The organism is Vibrio sp. CDRSL-10 TSBA, assembly GCA_039696685.1.
Taxonomy (GTDB): Bacteria; Pseudomonadota; Gammaproteobacteria; order Enterobacterales; family Vibrionaceae; genus Vibrio.
In genome coordinates this window covers 2,842,398-2,862,519 of sequence record CP155566.1, presented here as the reverse complement: position 1 = coordinate 2,862,519, position 20,122 = coordinate 2,842,398, and the positions used below count along the sequence as shown (strand labels likewise).

The 20,122-nt window shown below is 45.2% G+C and carries 14 protein-coding genes and 4 pseudogenes; 17 read left to right on the top strand and 1 reads right to left on the bottom strand.

The features are described 5' to 3' along the window. The first annotated feature begins 78 nt into the window (after positions 1 to 78). From ABDK09_20965 to ABDK09_20930, 8 genes are all read left to right on the top strand, one after another. Entirely contained in the window at positions 79 to 615 is a 537-nt protein-coding gene (locus ABDK09_20965; GenBank protein XAW89243.1) for a hypothetical protein, read from the top strand. After that, entirely contained in the window at positions 608 to 988 is a 381-nt protein-coding gene (locus ABDK09_20960; protein XAW89242.1) for a hypothetical protein, read from the top strand. Before ABDK09_20965 ends, ABDK09_20960 begins: the two co-directional genes overlap by 8 nt. A gap of 67 nt (positions 989 to 1,055) precedes the next feature. Then, complete coding sequence (locus ABDK09_20955; GenBank protein XAW89241.1) at positions 1,056 to 2,348, top strand: hypothetical protein; 1,293 nt, start codon at positions 1,056 to 1,058, stop codon at positions 2,346 to 2,348. Then, positions 2,293 to 2,658 (top strand): hypothetical protein, encoded by a 366-nt coding sequence (locus tag ABDK09_20950; GenBank protein XAW89240.1) that lies wholly within the window; start codon positions 2,293 to 2,295, stop codon positions 2,656 to 2,658. The genes ABDK09_20955 and ABDK09_20950 overlap by 56 nt, the downstream gene beginning before the upstream one ends. After that, a complete protein-coding gene (locus ABDK09_20945) occupies positions 2,655 to 2,987 on the top strand; it encodes a hypothetical protein (protein XAW89239.1) in 333 nt (110 codons plus the stop codon). The genes ABDK09_20950 and ABDK09_20945 overlap by 4 nt, the downstream gene beginning before the upstream one ends. Before the next feature lie 502 nt (positions 2,988 to 3,489). Next, positions 3,490 to 3,807, top strand: coding sequence for a hypothetical protein (locus tag ABDK09_20940; protein XAW89238.1), 318 nt, complete (start codon positions 3,490 to 3,492; stop codon positions 3,805 to 3,807). A gap of 134 nt (positions 3,808 to 3,941) precedes the next feature. Further along, a complete protein-coding gene (locus ABDK09_20935; protein XAW89237.1) occupies positions 3,942 to 5,018 on the top strand; it encodes a hypothetical protein in 1,077 nt (358 codons plus the stop codon). Between the two features lie 106 nt (positions 5,019 to 5,124). Beyond that, positions 5,125 to 5,505: an SEC-C metal-binding domain-containing protein gene (locus tag ABDK09_20930; GenBank protein ID XAW89236.1), complete on the top strand. Its 381-nt coding sequence runs from the start codon at positions 5,125 to 5,127 to the stop codon at positions 5,503 to 5,505. A gap of 314 nt (positions 5,506 to 5,819) precedes the next feature. Here ABDK09_20930 and ABDK09_20925 read toward each other — a convergent pair whose 3' ends face one another. Beyond that, positions 5,820 to 6,593, bottom strand: coding sequence for a LysE family translocator (locus tag ABDK09_20925; GenBank protein XAW89235.1), 774 nt, complete (start codon positions 6,591 to 6,593; stop codon positions 5,820 to 5,822). 34 nt (positions 6,594 to 6,627) lie between these two features. Here ABDK09_20925 and ABDK09_20920 point away from each other — a divergent pair, with 34 nt between their 5' ends. The 9 genes and pseudogenes from ABDK09_20920 to ABDK09_20880 all read left to right on the top strand — a co-directional run bounded on the left by ABDK09_20920 (position 6,628) and on the right by ABDK09_20880 (position 20,047). Further along, the gene (locus tag ABDK09_20920; GenBank protein XAW89234.1) at positions 6,628 to 7,488 is read left to right on the top strand and encodes a LysR family transcriptional regulator; all 861 of its coding nucleotides are present in this window, start codon (positions 6,628 to 6,630) and stop codon (positions 7,486 to 7,488) included. 46 nt (positions 7,489 to 7,534) lie between these two features. Next, the gene (locus tag ABDK09_20915; GenBank protein XAW89233.1) at positions 7,535 to 8,161 is read left to right on the top strand and encodes a LysE family translocator; all 627 of its coding nucleotides are present in this window, start codon (positions 7,535 to 7,537) and stop codon (positions 8,159 to 8,161) included. A 543-nt stretch (positions 8,162 to 8,704) separates the two neighbouring features. Next, positions 8,705 to 11,158 carry a penicillin-binding protein 1B gene (gene mrcB, locus ABDK09_20910; protein XAW89232.1) on the top strand — a complete coding sequence of 818 codons (2,454 nt, stop codon included), beginning with the start codon at positions 8,705 to 8,707 and terminating at the stop codon, positions 11,156 to 11,158. 141 nt (positions 11,159 to 11,299) lie between these two features. Continuing rightward, positions 11,300 to 13,520, top strand: a pseudogene (locus tag ABDK09_20905) (patatin-like phospholipase family protein). A gap of 307 nt (positions 13,521 to 13,827) precedes the next feature. Beyond that, positions 13,828 to 16,427, top strand: a pseudogene (gene acnB, locus ABDK09_20900) (bifunctional aconitate hydratase 2/2-methylisocitrate dehydratase). A 291-nt stretch (positions 16,428 to 16,718) separates the two neighbouring features. Next, on the top strand, positions 16,719 to 17,090 hold the full coding sequence (locus tag ABDK09_20895; GenBank protein XAW89231.1) for a YacL family protein: 372 nt from the start codon (positions 16,719 to 16,721) through the stop codon (positions 17,088 to 17,090). Positions 17,091 to 17,296: 206 nt separating this feature from the next. Next, positions 17,297 to 17,635: a P-II family nitrogen regulator gene (glnK, locus tag ABDK09_20890; protein XAW89230.1), complete on the top strand. Its 339-nt coding sequence runs from the start codon at positions 17,297 to 17,299 to the stop codon at positions 17,633 to 17,635. Positions 17,636 to 17,661: 26 nt separating this feature from the next. After that, positions 17,662 to 18,892: pseudogene (locus ABDK09_20885) on the top strand (ammonium transporter). Between the two features lie 140 nt (positions 18,893 to 19,032). Next, positions 19,033 to 20,047, top strand: a pseudogene (locus ABDK09_20880) (Fe(3+) ABC transporter substrate-binding protein). Positions 20,048 to 20,122 lie beyond the last annotated feature (75 nt).

Here is a 20,122-nt window from a genome sequence, read left to right as displayed (position 1 = left end):
CATGAACAACCAGATGTAGGGACTGAAACGGTTGCTGCTGTCCTGAATCATTCGACTCAAACCAATCAACGGCACTACATGGAAGTGTCGCCGGAGAAGCAAAAATCTGAGATGGATTCCTTTTGGGAGGCCGCACAAGAGGCTGTTAATCACGTTAAAACACGATCTGCTGACAACGCTGACCTGAAGGTTGCAGCAGGCCACTGTGAGGCATACAGCTCACCTGAGAGTGTAATAGATTCACCTCCCATCCAACCTGACTGTAAATCGCAATACGGCTGTTTATTTTGCACACATTATGTTTGCCATGCCAATGATGATGAAGATGTACATAAACTAGTAAGCCTACTTTACATTGTGACTGGTGTAATGCATGGGTCTAAAAGTGAATCTAAGGCGTTAGAGTTATTCAAAATGTTATCTAGCAGGGTTAGGAAAATACTTCATCATATTAAAATGAAGTCTAGTACTGGCAAATCAAATGTAGAACGACAACTAAAAAAAGTATTTAAACATGAAGAATTAACACCGTACTGGGAGTCTAGACTCCAACGATACGAAGAATTAGGTATCATATTCACAGATCCGGAAATGGAGCCATTAACGAATGCTTAAAGCTAGAAGTAAGGTATTTTTGAATATAGATTCCAAGGTAGATACAAATAAAGCTTGTGAGCCTGATGTTTTTGAAGGTAGATCTGCTCTTGAAGTAGATGATTCATTTGTAATATCTAGAGATAAATCGAATGCTGTAGTTTCTCGTTTTGGTGATAATGTTTGGGATTTATCACCTTATAATCTTTCGCCAATAAACACTGGTCGAATTAATTTTAATAGAGTGAACCGCTCAGGTGATAATCATTATGATGACCTGCACATGAAAGAAGTTAAAGCAGTGATTTTTTCTCTACTATATTTTGTCAAAAATGGGAGAGCTGGTTTCTTTAGCTGTGTCTTCTGTCATGAATTATTGTTCGGTTGCTTTTAATCTGGCTAATTTCGCATTAAATATGGAGAACAAACCCTTAGTAGGGAAGTTAACTCTCTCCGAGTTAATGAATAATGAAACATACATTCTGCACATAGCAAGACAGCAGAATGGAAGGCTGAATCAAAAAACACATGCTTTATTAAATCATTTAAATAAATGCGGTTATAAAAAGGTTGGGTTTAAAGTTACAGTTGTTCATGCAATACATGAAAAGCAACAGCATGAGCAACACCCAGTGATACCAGCAAGAATTTATATAAATTATATAAATACGACAAATGACATCTTGGATTTTTATGGAAAGAACATTTCCAAAGTTGTTAATTTTGTAAGCCTGTTTGATGACAAGTTTTTTGGGATGCATAAAAAAAATCAACGAAAGTTAGGAGTGAGTAAAGAAGAGATTAGGCCAACTTTTAATGATGCTTTAGATATGTATGGAATGAGAGAAGTTTTCGAGTTTGCTGATGTTAAATCTATAAATAGGATTTCATTATGCAATCTCTTAACTCAAATACAGTATCAAATGAGTATATGCATACATCTTTACACAGGAATGAGAACTTCAGAGGTAAAAAGATTACCTTTTAATTGTATACATAAAAAATCTTTTGGCGATGCATTAAAGGATAAAGATGGCGACCTAGTTTACCCTGAATCCTCAGTGAATATACTGTCAACAACAACAAAGTTTACTGGATATAAAGAGGAGTCAACTTGGCTAGCTCCCCCACCTGTAATTAAGGCGGTTTCAATCCTACAAGCTATAACAGGAGTGATTGCAAAAATAAGCAATGTTGCCAGTGAGCAATGCCCACTATTCAGTAGCACAATGAACATTAAACTTAGAACGCCAGTAGAAGTATCATTCAGCACCCCAAAGAAAGAAAACTTGAATAGAGTGTTTAACAATGAGTCTTTTCAAATTACTGAAGAAGATTTAGAAGTGCTTCGTGCAAGTGATGAAAGCAGGGATTTTGATCAAGACCCACGTTTTAGTGTGGGATCTCCTTGGCCTGTAACTACTCACCAGTTTAGAAGGTCATTAGCTTTCTATGCTGTAAACAGTGGCTTTGTTTCATTAGCTACGGTGCAAAAGCAGTTCAAACATCTATCTCAAGAAATGAGTAAATACTACAGTCGAAATTTTGAAAATGTAAAAACAATTTTTGGTCATTATGACACTGAACAACAATGTTACGTTTTACCATCCAAACATATAGCCTTTGATATACAGGTTGGCATGTCATTAGATACAGCTCAAAACTTGATGGCTGATTTACTTGATAATACAACTCTGTATGGAAGAAACTGGAGGGTATTTAGAGAAGCAAAAGAACAAGTTAAAGTCTGGTGAAATTCATATTGAGGAACTGAGAGAGAGTACATACCAAGGTGTAGAGCGAGGTGAGCTTTCCTACAGAAAAACGCTGCTTGGTGGCTGTACAAATAATGAAGTGTGTGAGTGCTCGATTCTAGGTGAGTTTTCTGACTGTCTAACTAGCCAATGCGCTGTAATAAAAGAAGGCAATATTGACTTATTAATAGAGAGAACTAAAGCTGAGTTAAGTAAATATGATGTTAATTCAGTAGAATATCTGTCCACCAAATCAGAGCTTGATGATTTACAAAATTACAAGCTAAACAGAATAGAGAGAGCAGCATGAGTCAAGTAAATGGTTTGAGTGCTTGTTATGATGCAATCGAGCGCCTAAAGGAAGGTAAGCCAATCAATGAAAAGTTTATTGGTATTACACATAACAAAATAACTGCATCTGTAGTTTCACAAGAGGCTGGGTTCGATAGTGGGTACCTAAAACGGAGTCGCCCAAGCCATCAAGCAATTATAGCTATGATTGATGCAATTAAGGCCAATCAGGATAATAACTCTTTATCAAAGGCCGAGGTTAAAAGGCGGCATAACCAAAAAATTGAGAAAATGAACTCAGAAACTAGCTATGACGAAACAACGTCTAGAGGAGTCTCTTGCGCGTGAGGTTATACTAGTGCACCGTGTTAGGGAGTTAGAACTAATGCTAGATAAGACCTCAAATGTGACGAAGTTCAGGTGATTTTCAGTTGAGGGCTGGTTGGTATGCTTAGTTGGATTAGTCTGGACTGAATCTATCAGAGTTGAAACAGTGATGTAACCAGATCTGACAGATTGCAAGATCTGACAGATTGCTCTATCACGCCTTTGCCCCTTTGTGTGTTACGACTGATACACTACAATAACCACCGACATGCAATTGATAATTGTTTGCATTAAAGGGCGGTTTACGGTATAATAGAGGTATGGGCTAGTTCTAGTCTTCTCTAACTAATCTAAAATATAAACCACACATCATCATTCTGATGGCCTTTCAATATCTAAATATTTTATCCTTTGCAAAAGGAGGTGTTTGTATGCCTAGATAAAAATATATAAGCTCTATTAAAAGAAACTTTTATTTTGATATAACTATCTATTATTTATCCACAAATTGTGAGGAAGAACCATGAAAAAACCATTTATTGATCACTTATTCAGTAAGATTGTAGAAGGTCGATATGAAAAAGCACTATCTAGCGCTGCTGTAAAAGCAAAGTTAGAGCAACTTGAAAACGTTAGTGAAAAAATTGGATCTATGTATGGCAATGATGCTATTCAAAATGTCCTCGGATACCGTGAAGTGAAAAGATGTTTAGAACAATGTTTAGACTTTATTCAAAATTCATCTTCAGAGATTGAAGATGTCGATTTTACTATTTATCTTGATTTTGCGAGATTTAGGCTGGAAGAAGGTGAGCGTATTATTGATTCAGAAACTATCTGATCTCGGCTTGTAGCAATTCATAAGTGGTTTTAGCGGGATATCGAGTAACCAGGTCTTCACAAATCAGAAATACCCTAGTGTTATAGGACTATTCTATTGTTGAGTATCTATATGTAAGGTTACATGCTCTCTGTATGAAAGAAAACTTAAAGCAATATGATGAAGGCGGCGAAATGGCAACAGGTTTTACAAAAGAAGAGGAATTCATAAATAATTTAGGGGAAAGATCATTTCTGAAATTTTGGGCATGGCCAAATCTTTTTCGAGATCAAGGAAAAACCAATAATGGTGATGGAAAAGAAATATGCGATCTAACGGTAATATTCGGTAACGATATACTTTTATTTAGTGATAAGAAAATAAAATTCAATGAGGATAAGAAGTTAGACATCGGTTGGAGCCGTTGGGCAAGAAGAGCAATAGGTGACTCAATTAAGCAAATCAAAGGTGCCACTCGTTGGTATACAAAAAGCCCTGATCGTGTATATGTAGACAAGGTATGTCAGAAAAAGTTACCAGTAAAAATTCCATCATCCGATGAAGTGAAATTTCACAATATCGTTGTTTGTCATGGGATAGAGCAGCATATAGAAACGCATAATAGTGAAGCTTCATTTTTCATCGATAACAGCTTGAAGGGGGAGCAAAACTGGAATATTGAACATGCCAAGCCTTTTACGATTGGTGAAATAAATGAAGACGGTTTTGTTCATGTTTTTAATGAAGCAACAGTAAAATTGGTCTTAGAAGAGTTTGATACTGCTCATGATTTTATAAATTACCTGAAATTAAGAGAACGCGTAATCTCATATACAGATAATGTTTTTATAAAGTCCGAATCAGATTTAATACAATTATTCTATGAAAACTTTGATAATGATAGAAATGTTTACTGGCTAGATATAGAAAAGCTTAAAAAAAATTCTGGGCTAAAAATTGATAAGGGTGGTATTGAAAAACTTTATTCCAACCCATACTTTTTAGAGAAAAAACGTCATGATAAGGTGAGTTACTTTTGGGATGGATTAATCGATAGTTTTTCCTTCCATATATTAAATGGCACATCTGAAAGAAATAATTGGGAGTCCCCATCTGATATTGAACCATGTCTTCGTCAAATGGCGGAAACTACAAGGTTTGAAAGAAGATTTTTAGCAGATGGGTTCTTAAACTTCTATTATAAAGCTTTACCTGGTCAGCGAGGAAACTAGAATATTACTTGACCCTAGAGACCCTGAGCTTGCCTACCTTTTTCTAGTTGTACCAAATACAGTTGGTAGTCTATCCAAGACTCAGTATCGAGAGATGAGACTTCAAATGTTGACAGATTACTGTCAGTTTTCCAAGTTGAACCATCCCAGTTTAAAGGCGGTCATTGGCGTTGCTTGTGAGACTAGAAATGATGATCGTCCCTTAACCGACACCTTTTTTCAACAGGGGCAAGATTATGTTTTTTGTGATTTCTCTGAATGGGATGAAGAACAGGAAATTGAGGCAAAAATTGTACAAAAAGAGTACATTGCAAATGGGCTACTAAGTAAAAGAAAGATGTTCCACGGGAAAGTGAATGAATTCCCAGAAGATATTAATAACCCTCGTAAGTCTATGAAAGTATCGGAAATGAAGGGAACCGATAGAAATAAACTTTGTCCTTGCGGTAGCCAAAGAAAGTTTAAGAAATGTTGTGGAAATATTTAGTGTGATATAGAGCAGCACGTTTAGAACAATTTAAACCGTGAATGACAACTATTTTAGGAAAGCCAACGTTCTTAGACTTTTTGATTAGCTTCAGATTATCCTAAGTGAAAAATTCAGAATACTGAGTCTAAGTAATTTCTGTCCAGATGTATGCTGGCGGGGGCATGTAACACGAAAATGCCCCTTTCTGAGTCGGCGAGTTCCAGACTGTTAAGATTATTGGCTTAAATAAGCCCAAATTTTAGTAATGTATGAATCTGTTAGTATCTAAATCTAATGTGCTAACGATCGCCAAATAAGTTGTCCGAGATTTGCTATTTTGTAAATGCGAACAGCCAAGCCGTTAGTATCATGAGTATTCCAGAAGCTAACTGTATTATTTTAAGTCTATTTCCATTATTTGAACCTCGAACTGCCATTTTGCCAAAGATGGCATATACCGAAGCCGTACCCCATTCAACTAAACCATAAACCACACCAAGGATGGCCAATTGCGTTGAACCACTTACAACGCTATCTATCAAGACAAATTGAGGTAGAAGCGCACTGAATAAAAGAATTGCTTTAGGGTTACTTATTGCTACGACAAATTCTTTTCTTGCCTGAACAAGGATATTTAATAAAGTACTTTCAGCCTTGTATTCACCTTCTTCTAAGTTGTAGCCGATGGATTTACATGACCGCACCATTTTGATGCCAATCCAACTTAAATAGATCACACCAAACCACTTGATTATCAGCATCGCACTATCCGACGCCTCTAACAAATGCCCCAATCCTGCGATGACTCCCCATATCATCACTGCATATGCTAAACACCGCCCCAATATAGCAAACATAGCTACTCGGATACCCCAACTTGCACCATTCTGGAATGAAAGTAAGTTGTTCGCGCCAGGCACGCACGCGATAATGAGAGAGGTCGTCAAGAATGAGACTAGTTGTTGAATTTCCATATAATTCATACCGTTATTAAGTAGCCCAATGCAATATTCCTGTAGCCTCATGACAATCAGGTAAGGCTGTTTAGCGTCACAGTTGACTATATACATCAAAGTGGTTTTATTAAAACGAATAATAATGTACATTATTATTACAATATCGAATGCTAAGGTAATTTAGGTGCATAACAAGGATATCCAAGTCTCTTGGCTGAAAGCTTTTGTGGCAGTTGTAGATTCAGGCTCTCTAACATCGGCGGCGAAGCAAATCTGTCGTTCTCAGTCTGCTGTGAGTATGCAGATAAAAAAACTTGAAGATTGTGTTGGTCGATCATTGCTAAATCGGGGACCACATCACATGTCCTTAACTCCAGCGGGTGCTGATTTGTTAAGGCATGCGCGAAAAATACTGGATGCGAATGCACAGGCATGGGAAATGTTTCATGATGGGACCCTTGTAGGGCAAGTGAACATTGGTATACCGGATGACTATGCAATGGCTTACCTACCCTCTGTTCTACGTACATTTACCAGCCGGTATAGCGGAATTGATATAACTCTGGTTTGTGAGCATTCAACAGCCCTCATACCAAAGGTAGAGCGTAATGAATTAGATATTGCAGTAATAACCCGAGATGCTCCAAACCGAGGGGAGCTTCTCTTCAAAGAAGAATTGGTTTGGGTTGCTGGGCAACAGCATGATATATGGATGCAAGAACCACTTCCTATCGCCGTTCATGAATTAGGTAGCCGAATTCGTGCTGAGGTATTAACAGCTATTTCGGCTCAAGAACGTAAATATCGTATTGTCTACCAAAGCCCAAATGTTGCAGGTCAGATAGCTGTAGCAGAAAGTGGTATGGCTATTGCGGTTTTAACACGCTGTAGCTTACCGCTGAATCTTAAAGTATTGGATAAACGACACGGCATGCCCGATTTGCCGGAACTTGAAGTAGCAATAATTCGCAGTCCGAAATCGCTAAAGAACAAAGCTGCTGATATCGCTTACGAACAAATTATTAGTGTACTGAAGCATATTTAAGTTTCAGTACGATTCATCGCCTAAAGCGGTACATTAGGAGTATAAAATGTCATTACATGAAGCGTTCATATTTTTCATTGCTATGTTTATTTTTGGAATAACACCTGGTCCTGGAGTTTTTGCTATTCTGGCAAGAGCTTTAGTTTTCGGTCCGCGTCAGTGTATAAATCTAGCACTAGGAATGATTTTAAGTGATCTAATTTATCTTGTTTTAGCCTGCGTTGGTCTGGCTACTATTGCTGATAATTGGGCTGAAGCATTTCTAGTCATCAGGTATTTAGGAGCGGCGTATTTAATTTTTCTCGGTTATAAAATTTTCACATCAGCTCCGCGAGTGAAAAGTGAGATTAAAAATCAATCTACTAACAAAAAATATTCTGCACTGTCTAACTTGGTGCAAGGTTTCTTGATATCAGCTTCAAATCCGAAAGTTATTATTTTTTACATATCATTCTTGCCTACTTTCATAGACTTAAGCGCATTGCAGATTGAAGATGTAGTTCTCGTGTCATTTCTTTCTTTTGTCGCCTTATTTTCTGGACTTATGTTGATTGCTTTTGCGGCAGGTAGAATGGCAACGATGCTAAAAACTCCGGTTGCACATAAGAGATTGAACAAGAGTGCTGGAGGGATAATGATTGCCGCTGGATCGTATCTTGCGATTAAATCTTAACCCTGTTTCTAGTTGCTAACTCTATGGGCAGTATATGAAATACTACCTTGTAGCAGTGTCACTAACAGAGAATAACTGGAACCATACCTTTAGGTGCTTGAGTGTAGTGGTTGAGTGAATTTGTCCATTAGGTTGGAGGTTTCTGCTATACCCTAGATAATCCGTTAAAAGCTAATTTAGCAAAGTCACTGAAACAGAATTGTCCAGAAATGAGTTACTACGAGTATGATACTTTATGCCAGCAGGCTGTCTGCCAGCAGGCTGTCTGTACGAGTTGGTCGCGACTCATCAGTATATTGTGTAAGATTGAGTATAAATCAGTACAGCTTAGTCAATATCAGCCGTCACACAGTCAATATTTGTCAATGATTAGGGATACAAAGGGTTGTCAATGTTTTTAAGTTCATTATGGTCTCATGGCTCAGGTATTAGGAGTTTCCTGAGGTGTCAATCTTCTATACAGTCGCACAGTAATCAAAATGTGTGGCCTGATGACCCGGCGAACCACACCGCGACGACCAAAACCAAGCGACAACTGAATTCATGACCAGACAAAGCAATACCTCACAAGGCGATAGCCGCAAAAGTCAGGCGGCGAAAAATGATTCGTCTAAAAGCAATACAGCTAAAAGTAATGCATCTAAAAGTAGTGCATCTAAAAGTGGTGCGCCGAAAAAGCGTGCGGCGCGTAAACCAAGCGCAGGCAAAACGTCTAATGGCGGTAAGAAACCGGGCAAACCATCGTGGAAGCGACGCTTGTGGAGTCTGAGCTGGAAAGCGGGACTGGCTCTGGCCGCCGTTTTGCTGTTTACCGGGATCTATCTCGACAGCATGATCAAACAGCGTTTTGAAGGTCAGTTGTTTGAGCTGCCGACCGTGGTGTATGCCCGCATTCTGACACTGGAACCGGGCAGCGAAATCAGCATCGCTGAAATGCGTAATGAGCTGGAAGTACTCAATTATCGCAAAGTGAGTCAGCCACGTTATCCGGGCGAGTATTCTGCGTCGTCAACCCGGATAGAAATGATTCGTCGTCCGTTTGAATTTGCCGATGGTCCAGAGCCGGACCGGCATGTGATGCTGTTTTTTGACGGTAACCAGCTGACCCGGATTCAGTCACTGGAAAAACGGGGTGATCTCGGTTATCTGCGTATCGAGCCGAAAATGCTGGGTATGCTGGAAAAGAACACCGCAGAGCAACGTTTATTCCTGCGCCGTGAACAGTTTCCGGAAGTGATGATCGATGCCCTGCTGACGACCGAAGATCGCAACTTTTATCAGCATGATGGTGTGTCGCCGATGGCGATTGCCCGCGCGATGGTGGCCAACCTGAAAGCCGGCCGCACAGTGCAGGGCGGTAGTACCCTGACCCAGCAGTTGGCCAAAAACATCTTCCTTTCCAGCGATCGTACCCTGTGGCGCAAGCTGCGCGAAGCCTATATGGCGCTGATCATTGATTATCGTTACAGCAAAGACCGAATCCTCGAAGCTTATCTTAATGAAGTGTATCTCGGCCAGAACGGCAACGAAGCGGTGCATGGCTTTGGTCTGGCATCGCGCCTGTACTTCGGTCAGCCGCTGCAGGAGCTGCGGCTTGATCAACTGGCGCTGCTGGTGGGCATGGTGAAAGGCCCGTCCTACTATAATCCGATGCGTTTCCCGGAGCGGGCCAAAGAGCGTCGCGATCTGGTGCTTAAGCTCTTAATGGATCAGGATTTGCTCAACGCCAAGCAGTACGAGCAGGCAGTGAGCCGGCCGCTGGATGTGCAAAAGCATGCCCGTATTGCCAGCCGTCAGCCGGCTTATTTCCAGCAGTTGTCGATTGAGCTGAAAGACAAGCTGGGTGACGTGTTTAAGTCGGATACCGGTTTACGGGTGTTTACCTCATTGGATCCGGTGTCGCAGGATAAGCTCGAAGCGGCGGTGGAAAATCAGGTGCCGATTCTGGCTAAGCGCGCAGGGAAAGAGCTGGAAGCCGCGGCAATTGCTGTTGATCGTCACAGCGGTGAAATCCGCGCTATGGTTGGTGGTAAACGCACCGGCTATGACGGTTTTAACCGTGCGCTGAACGCCAGCCGCCCGATTGGCTCGCTGGTTAAGCCGGCGGTGTACATGACAGCCCTCGAACAGCCGGAAAAATATTCTCTTGCGACCACTTTGATCGATAAACCGATTACTTTGCAGGGCAGTGAAGGTACCACCTGGTCACCGCGCAATTTCGATCGTCAGTATCGCGGTGAAGTGCCGCTCTATCTCGCGCTGGCCAAGTCACTCAATGTGCCGACGGTCAGGCTGGGCATGCAGCTGGGGATCGACAACGTGTCACAGACCCTGGCTAAGCTGGGTGTCAACCGCGATGAAATCCGTCCGGTGCCGTCGATGTTGCTCGGATCGTTTTCGCTTACGCCGTTCCAGGTCGCGCAGATGTATCAGACCGTGACCAACTCAGGTAAAAAAGCCAGACTGTCGGCACTGCGTTCCGTGCTCGATCTGCAGGGTAATGTGTTGTACCAGTCTATTCCGTCGGTATCACAAGCGGTGGATCAGCAGGCAGCGTGGCTGACAACCTATGCGATGAAGCGCGGCGTACTGGAAGGGACCGGACGTTATCTCAACAGCCAGTTTGGCTGGGCGGCACTGGCCGGAAAAACCGGCACCAGCAGTGACAGTCGTGACAGTTGGTTTGTCGGTGTAGACGGGCGTGAAGTGACTACTATCTGGCTGGGGCGTGATGACAACAAACCCACTCAGCTGACCGGCGCGAGTGGTGCGCTGCGGGTGTATGCCGATTACTTGCGCTACCGTATTCCGCAGCAGTTGGTGCTGCCTTGGCCGCAACAGATTGCGACTGTTGGTTTTGCCGCCAACGGTGACGGCGGTTTGCAGCTCGATTGCGATAACGACAATAAGCTGCCGGTCTGGGATGTGGCAGGGGAGTGGAAGAAACAGTGTGAAAACCGCCCGACCCAATGGCTGAAAAAACTCTTTCAGTGGTGATGCCACGCCGCTATAGTGTTTCGATTATCTGCACTTAGGACTAAAGGACACTGCGTGATTCGTTGCCTGCTCAGTATTGTTGTTATTACTCATCTGCTCTGGCCCGGCACGAGTCTGGCACAAGCGCAAGACTCCGGCCCTATGGTCGAACTGGGTCATCCACGGCCCAAAATTGCGCTGGTGCTGGCTGGTGGCGGCGCCAAAGGTGCCGCCCATATGGGAGTGCTGAAAGCGCTGGAAGAGCTGAAGGTTCCGGTGGATATCGTGCTCGGCACCAGCATGGGTGCTTATGTTGCCGGCCTTTATTCGACCGGTATGAGTGCCGATGAAGTCGAAAGCGTGATTTACAATGTCGACTGGAGTCAGGGCTACCGTGATCGGGTCAGCCGCAGCCAGCGCCGGGTGCGCGATAAAGAGTATGAAGACCGTTATCAGCTGACCACAGATCTCGGGGTCGGCGCCGATGGGGTGCGGGCGCCGCGTGGCGTGGTGCAGGGCCAGAATATGCTGCGCATTCTGCGTGAAACTTCGGGTAACCTGCCGCCGTTTGAGTCATTTGACGATCTGCCGGTGCCGTTTCGGGCTGTCGCAACCGATATCATTAAACTGGATCAGGTGGTGCTCGATAAAGGTTATCTGGTCGATGCCATGATGGCCAGTATGTCGGTGCCGGGCGCATTACCGCCGTACCAGATTGACGGCCGTCTGCTGGTGGATGGTGGCGTGACCAACAATATGCCGGTCGATGTGGCGCGTGCCATGGGCGCGGATGTGGTGATTGCGGTCGATATCAGCACCGATTACAAAAATGAAGAAGCCTTTACCACCTTCCTGACGGTAGCCGATCAACTGTCCAACTATCTGGTACGCCGCAGTACCGAACGTCAGGCCGAGACGCTCAGTGGTGACGATGTGCTGCTGCGCCCTCAGGTTGGTCTGATGGAAACCACCGACTTCAATAAAATGCCGCAGGCGTTTGCCAAAGGCTATCAGGCTGCAATGGAAAGCCGCGCGCTGCTGGAAAAACTCGCGCTGTCGAGTGCCGATTACCAGCACTATATCGACCATAAAGAAGAGCGCCGCCGCGACCTGACTTATGGTGATGAAATCAAAGTCGATAACATCATTATTAATAACTTCTCCCATTACTCGGATCAGATGCTGAAAAACCGGCTTGATCTGCATCCTGGGGAGGTACTGTCGAGTGAGCAGATTGAAGCCGGGGTACAAAACCTTTACGCACTGGATCGCTTTAAACTGATCCGCTATCAGTACGAAGAGCAGAAACGGGGCTAACAATCTGGTTATTGATGTTAATGAAAAGCCCTGGGGACCGAATTACCTTAATTTCCGTTTCTTTCTCGAAGATGATTTTAATACTGAGAGCCAGTACTCCGTTGGGGCTTCACTCAACTTCACAGATATCAGTACCAACGGCGCTGAGCTGGCGCTGAACTTTGATATCGGCACAGATAAACTGGTTGAGGCTGAACTTTACTCTCCGCTATGGTCTGATCAGAAAGCGTTCGCGACGGCTAAAATCCGTCTCACCGATGAACGGCGCAGTATGCCGGTGACCGGCTTTGACGACACCACACTGTCGGCAAGTCGCAACTTTCTGCCGGTCGATTATGAAGCCGTGATGGGTGAGCTTGGTATCGGTTATCAGGATACCTTGTGGCGCGGATTTAAAATGGGTGGGCGCTATACCGAAGGTTCAGCCAACTATTCGACCCTGCCGGATTATGCCGATATGCACTTTACCCGTCAGGGGGTGTTTTTTAACTATCGGGTTGATTCACTGGATGATTTCAGCCTACCGCGCGACGGTTTTTACATTAATCTGGAATATCTGATTTCCCATGATGATCTGAGTGCTAACGATATCGGCGTGGTTACCGACGCCTCGGATACCGTGTATGAGCTGAGTGCTAAGATGATCGCCGCGCACAGTTTTGATCGTCATACTTTGGTCGGCAACATAGATTACGGCGAAGTGCGCAGTAAAAACTCTTCAACGCCGATTGAACCGAAAAGCATCGGTGGTTTTCTCAATTTGTCCGGGATCGGGCGTAATAGCCTGATTGGTCAGAATAAAGCCTATGCCAATCTGGTTTATCGCTACCGTTGGTTCGACAACGATTTTGGCCTGTTTACCTCGCCGGTTTATCTTGGCGCTTCAATTGAATACGGCGGTGTCTGGTCGGATCCGGACATCGACATCGAAAATGCCCCTTTATATGCGGCAAGTTCAGTATTTGCTGGGGTTGATTCTCCTATCGGCCCGATAATGTTCGGTTACGGTCGGACAGAGCAGAATTTTGATTCACTGTACCTGATTCTGGGTACTACATTTAAGTAACAATCGGTGGTGCGGGTGTGTGACTTCTACCCGCTCTGCTGTATTATTGCTAACCGGGCGCAGGGATTGCTGCATTGAACGTCAGCGTTTTGGCTAGGACTTTAGTCGTAAGTTGCTATGTTGGTCAAAATGATGAGATTTTAATTTATCGTTAATTTTGCTATCCTATCGCCCACAGTTTGGCCTCTAGGGCGCTGTTTCTCAGTCAAATTTGAATGAAAACATGGGCAACGGAGAGCCAAGTTTCCAAGGATGTTCACTCACCTTTCAATAATAATTGGGTGAACCGCAATGAGAGGAAAAAGTCGTGCTTGAAGCCTACCGTAAACACGTCGAAGAGCGTGCTGCTGAAGGAGTTGTACCTAAACCCCTAGACGCTGAGCAAGTCGCCGGACTTGTTGAACTGCTGAAAAATCCGCCACAGGGAGAAGAAGAATTCATTCTTGATCTGCTTGAAAACCGAATTCCTCCAGGCGTTGATGAAGCAGCTTATGTCAAAGCGGGTTTCCTGACAGCAATCACTAAAGGCGAAGTATCATCTCCACTGGTTAGTCGTGAAAAAGCCGCTACCCTGCTGGGCACCATGCAAGGTGGTTACAACATCGAACCTCTGGTGTCTCTGCTTGATGACGCCGAGTTGGCACCTATCTCTGCAAAAGCGCTGTCTCAAACTCTGCTGATGTTCGACGCATTCTACGATGTCGAAGAAAAAGCCAAAGCAGGTAATGCTCATGCTAAACAGGTGATGGAATCCTGGGCGGAAGCCGAATGGTTCCTGAAAAAACCTAAGCTGGCAGAAAAAATCACCCTGACTGTATTCAAAGTAACCGGTGAAACCAACACTGATGACCTGTCTCCGGCACCGGATGCATGGTCTCGTCCTGATATCCCGGTCCACGCTCTGGCGATGCTGAAAAACGAACGCGATGGCATCCAGCCTGATGAGCCGGGCAAAGTCGGTCCGATTAAACAGATTGAAGCGCTGAAAGAGAAAGGCCATCAATTGGTTTATGTGGGCGACGTTGTCGGTACCGGTTTCTTCCCGTAAGTCAGCGACTAACTCTGTGCTGTGGTTCATGGGGGATGATATCCCGAACGTACCAAACAAACGCGCAGGTGGTTTTGTTCTGGGCGGTAAGATCGCGCCAATCTTCTACAACACGATGGAAGATGCCGGTGCACTGCCGATTGAACTGGACGTAGCAAAACTGAACATGGGCGACGTTATCGACGTTTACCCATATGAAGGTAAAGTGTGTGCACACGGCAGCGATGAAGTACTGTCTACCTTCAAACTGAAAACTGACGTGCTGCTGGACGAAGTTCGTGCCGGCGGTCGTATTCCGCTGATCATCGGCCGTGGCCTGACTGACAAAGCCCGTCAGTCGCTGGGTCTTGAATCAAGCGATGTATTCTCTAAACCAGTACCGGTTGCCGATTCAGGTAAAGGCTTTACGCTGGCCCAGAAAATGGTCGGTAAGGCGTGTGGCGTGGAAGGTATCCGCCCTGGCACTTACTGTGAGCCTAAGATGACGACCGTCGGCTCTCAGGATACCACCGGTCCTATGACTCGTGACGAACTGAAAGACCTGGCGTGTCTGGGCTTCTCCGCAGATTTGGTAATGCAGTCTTTCTGCCACACCTCTGCATATCCGAAACCGGTTGACGTTCAGACGCACCACACTCTGCCAGATTTCATCATGAACCGTGGCGGTGTATCACTGCGCCCTGGCGACGGTATCATCCACTCATGGCTGAACCGCATGCTGCTGCCTGATACTGTGGGTACCGGTGGTGACTCGCACACCCGTTTCCCTCTGGGTATCTCTTTCCCGGCAGGTTCTGGTCTGGTCGCGTTCGCGGCGGCAACCGGCGTGATGCCACTGGATATGCCAGAGTCAGTGCTGGTACGTTTTAAAGGTAAGATGAAACCAGGCATCACACTGCGTGATCTGGTCCATGCTATCCCTTACTACGGTATCAAACAGGGTCTGCTGACAGTAGAAAAAGCAGGTAAGATCAACGAATTCTCTGGTCGTGTTCTGGAGATCGAAGGTCTTGAGCACCTGACGGTTGAACAGGCATTCGAACTGTCGGATGCATCGGCAGAACGTTCTGCTGCGGGTTGTACTGTGAAACTGTCGCCAGAGTCTATCTCTGAGTATCTGCAATCTAACATCACCATGCTGAAGTGGATGATCTCGGAAGGTTACGGCGATCGTCGTACTATCGAGCGCCGTGTCAGTGCGATGCAGGAGTGGCTGGATAATCCACAACTGATGGAAGCAGATAAAGATGCTGACTACGCACACGTGATCGAAATCGATCTGGCGGAAATTGATCAGCCGATCCTTTGTGCGCCAAACGATCCGGATGATGCACGCCTGCTGTCTGATGTTCAGGGTACGGCCATCGATGAAGTGTTCATCGGTTCTTGTATGACCAACATCGGTCACTTCCGTGCGGCAGGTAAACTGCTGGATAAATACAACGGTCAGCTGGAAACCCGTCTGTGGGTGGCTCCGCCAACCAAGATGGATAAAGACCAACTGATCGAAGAAGGTTACTACGGTATCTTCGGCCGTGCTGGGGTACGAATCGAAACTCCGGGATGTTCACTGTGTATGGGTAACCAGGCACGCGTGGCAGATAAATCGACCGTAATGTCGACTTCTACCCGTAACTTCCCGAAACCGTCTTGGTAACGGCGCGAATGTATTCCTGGCCTCGGCTGAACTGTCAGCGGTAGGTGCAATTCTGGGCCGCATTCCAACTAAGGAAGAGTACCTGCAGTATGCTGAGCAAATTGATGCAACAGCTGCCGATACTTACCGTTACCTGAACTTCCACCTGATGAGTGATTACACCCAGAAGGCGGATACGGTGATTTTCCAGGAACCGGCATAATGCTTCAAGCGTAACCTGATTGAATGACGAAAGCCGCTGCTCTGCAGCGGCTTTTTGTTCTTTGTTTCGAAAGTAAGTGTTTCGAAAGTAAGTCGTTTAGAAAGTAAGTTGTTGAGAAAAGAAGCGGCTTAAAAAGTAAGTCACTCAAAACACAAGCTCTCGCGATACTGGCTGAGCGGACATTGATATACCACCGCGTGCTTACCGGGCGATTTTGGTGCGATATTGTCACTCGTCACTGCCGGGCTCAGACGTTATACTGCCGCCATTAATTGCCAGGCATGAATCACGATGGAATTCGAATTTACTAAAAACACCATGTTAGGTGAGTATTACGTCACCTGCAGTATGGAACATCAAATTGTGGCCCGTTGGCTGCAGGAAGAGATTAGCCAGGATCGCACAAAAATCGAGCAAGTGTTGCATTTGGTGAAGCAGGCGCACCAATTTCCAGCACAGGAGTGGCAATGGGCGGGCAAAGAGATCTCACTGAGCATACTTGGTGCTGAGGTGACGGTACAGGACAATGCTTTGTCCTATGGCCATGATATTGAGTTAGAAAGTGAATTCGAGCTGTATGAAAGCGAGAGTGTCGCTCAGTGTGGTCTGGAAGATTTTGAATCTCTGCTGACACAATGGCAGGCATTTTTAGGCGGATATTAAGTTTACCGCCTTAACAGAGTGCACTTTGTTGGTGAATGGCGAACATTTCGCCTTATTTTTGGGAAAGGGTTGCACCTAAATAGTGCAACCCTTTGTTGTTTTTGAAGCGAAATCTCACTATTTCATTGTAATTCAATGGTTTAAAAAGTTGGCACGTACCTTGGATTATAAAAAAGTAAATGGACAACAGCTTCAGAGAGGACGCGATGAAACTCATTAACGCAATCATCAAACCATTTAAACTTGACGATGTACGTGAAGCCCTGGCAGATGTGGGCATCGAAGGGATGACCGTATCAGAAGTCAAAGGCTTTGGTCGCCAGAAAGGCCATACCGAGCTTTACCGCGGTGCGGAATACCAGGTGGATTTCCTGCCGAAGGTAAAAATCGAAATTGCTACACAAGCGGATAACGTTGATCGTGTTCTGGAAGCGATTATCAAAGCCGCACATACCGGGAAAATCGGTGACGGCAAAATTTTTGTTTATGACTTAAGCCACGCAGTTCGTATTCGTACCGGCGAAGCGGACGCGGAAGCACTTTAAGATTCAAAGGACTGGAGACGACTACTATGGAACTGTCGCTTACTGTAACGGAGTTACGTTACGCACTGGATACATTCTTTTTCTTAATCTCAGGCGCACTGGTTATGTGGATGGCAGCGGGCTTTGCCATGCTGGAAGCAGGCTTGGTACGCTCGAAAAACACCACTGAAATTCTGACTAAAAACTTTGTTCTGTACGCAATCGCGTGCACCATGTACCTGATTGTCGGCTACAACATTATGTACGTTGACAATGCTGAAGCCGGTTGGCTGCCATCATTTGGCGCTCTGATCGGTACTCAGAGTGAAGGTGCAGACCACTCTCTGGCGTCAGACTTCTTCTTCCAGGTAGTGTTCGTTGCAACAGCGATGTCTGTTGTGTCGGGTGCTGTGGCTGAGCGTATGAAACTGTGGTCGTTCCTGATTTTCTCTGTCATTCTGACTGCTTTCATCTACCCGATGGAAGGTTACTGGACTTGGGGCGGTGGCTTCCTGTCTGCAGCAGGTTTCAGCGACTTCGCAGGCTCTGGTATCGTACATATGGCTGGTGCATCAGCTGCTCTGGCAGGTGTTTCTTCTGCTGGGTGCCCGTAAAGGTAAATACGGTAAAAACGGTGAAATTTACCCGATTCCGGGTTCAAACATGCCGCTGGCAACTCTGGGTACCTTCATCCTGTGGTTCGGTTGGTTTGGTTTCAACGGTGGTTCTCAGCTGATGGTGTCTGACTTTGAAAACGCGACAGCGGTAGGTCAAATCTTCCTGAATACCAACGCAGCTGCAGCAGCAGGTGCAATTGCCGCTCTGCTGGTGTGCAAAACCACTTGGGGTAAAGCTGACCTGACCATGATTCTGAACGGTGCGCTGGCTGGTCTGGTAGCTATCACGGCTGACCCGCTGTCACCATCTCCGCTGTACGCAGTGGCTATCGGTGTGGTTGCTGGTGCGCTGGTTGTGTTCAGCATCATTGCTCTGGATAAACTGAAAATCGATGATCCAGTGGGTGCGATTTCGGTACACGGTGTGTGTGGTTTCTTCGGCCTGATGGTTGTGCCACTGAGCAACGGTGATGCTACATTCGGTGCACAGCTGATGGGTGCCGCAGTTATCTTTGCCTGGGTATTCGCAGCCAGCCTGATTGTCTGGGGTATCCTGAAAGCGACCGTCGGTATCCGTGTCTCTGAAGAAGAAGAGATGGAAGGTATGGACATGCATGATTGCGGCGTAGAATCTTACCCAGAATTCGTGACTGTTAAGTAATAACTCGTTACAAAAGCCTTTCATAAAACCTGCCACACGTGGCAGGTTTTTTATTTTTCATGATTGTTTTATTAATAGTCGTCAATATAATGAGTGCAATTGATAACTCTTATCATTAGCACTCTTAAAGGATTTAACACATGAAAAAACTGCTAACGCTTTCAGCGCTTGCAAGCAGCATGCTGGCACCAGCGGCCATGGCTGCAGAGGAAGTGAATGTTTACTCTTACCGTCAGCCTTTTCTGATTGACCCTATGTTTAAAGAGTTTACTGATGAGACCGGCATCAAGGTGAACGTCAAATTTGCCAAAGAAGGGATTGCTGAGAAACTGGCGCAGGAAGGTGAATACAGCCCGGCTGACTTGGTGCTTACCTCTGAGTTCAGTCGCCTGTTTGAACTGGCAGATAAAGGCCTGACCCAGCCGGTAGACAGTGCCGTGATTGACAGCAATATTCCGGCTCAGTACCGCGATAGTAAGGATGAATGGTTTGCGCTGACCATCCGGACACGCAGTGTTTACTCTTCACGTGATCGTGTGGGTAAACTGAGTGATGATTTCGATTACCTTGATCTGGCTAAGCCGGAGTACAAAGGCAAAATCTGTACCCGCAGCGGTAAACACCCGTACAACATTGCTCTGGTTGCGGCCATGATTGCCAACCACGGTGAAGCGGAAACCAAAACCTGGCTGCAGGGCGTAAAAGCTAACCTGGCACGTAAGCCGCAAGGTAATGACCGTGATCAGGTCCGTGCTATCAAAGAAGGTTTATGTGACCTGTCGCTGGGTAACAGCTACTACCTGGGTAAAATGCTGACCGATAAAGAGCAGAAGAGCTGGGCGGAATCGGTTTACATTAACTTCCCGGGTCAGAAGGTGCAGGGCACCCATGTCAACGTCAGCGGTATGGCGATGGCGAAATACGCGCCAAACCGTGATAACGCTGTGAAGCTGATGGAGTTTCTGACCGGCGACAAAGCACAGCACATGTATGCAGACGTAAACTTCGAATATCCGGTTAAACCTGGGGTTGAGCGCTCTGAAACTGGTGGCATCCTGGGGTGAATTTAAGTCAGATTCGCTACCATTGGAAAAAATTGCCGACAATCATGAAGCGGCCATCAAGCTGATTGACGAAGTCAAATTTGACCTTTAATCAAATCCAAGGGTATAACTATACCCTTGATTTATGAAAGGGATATGAGATGTATTTGCCATCGCATTTATGCCT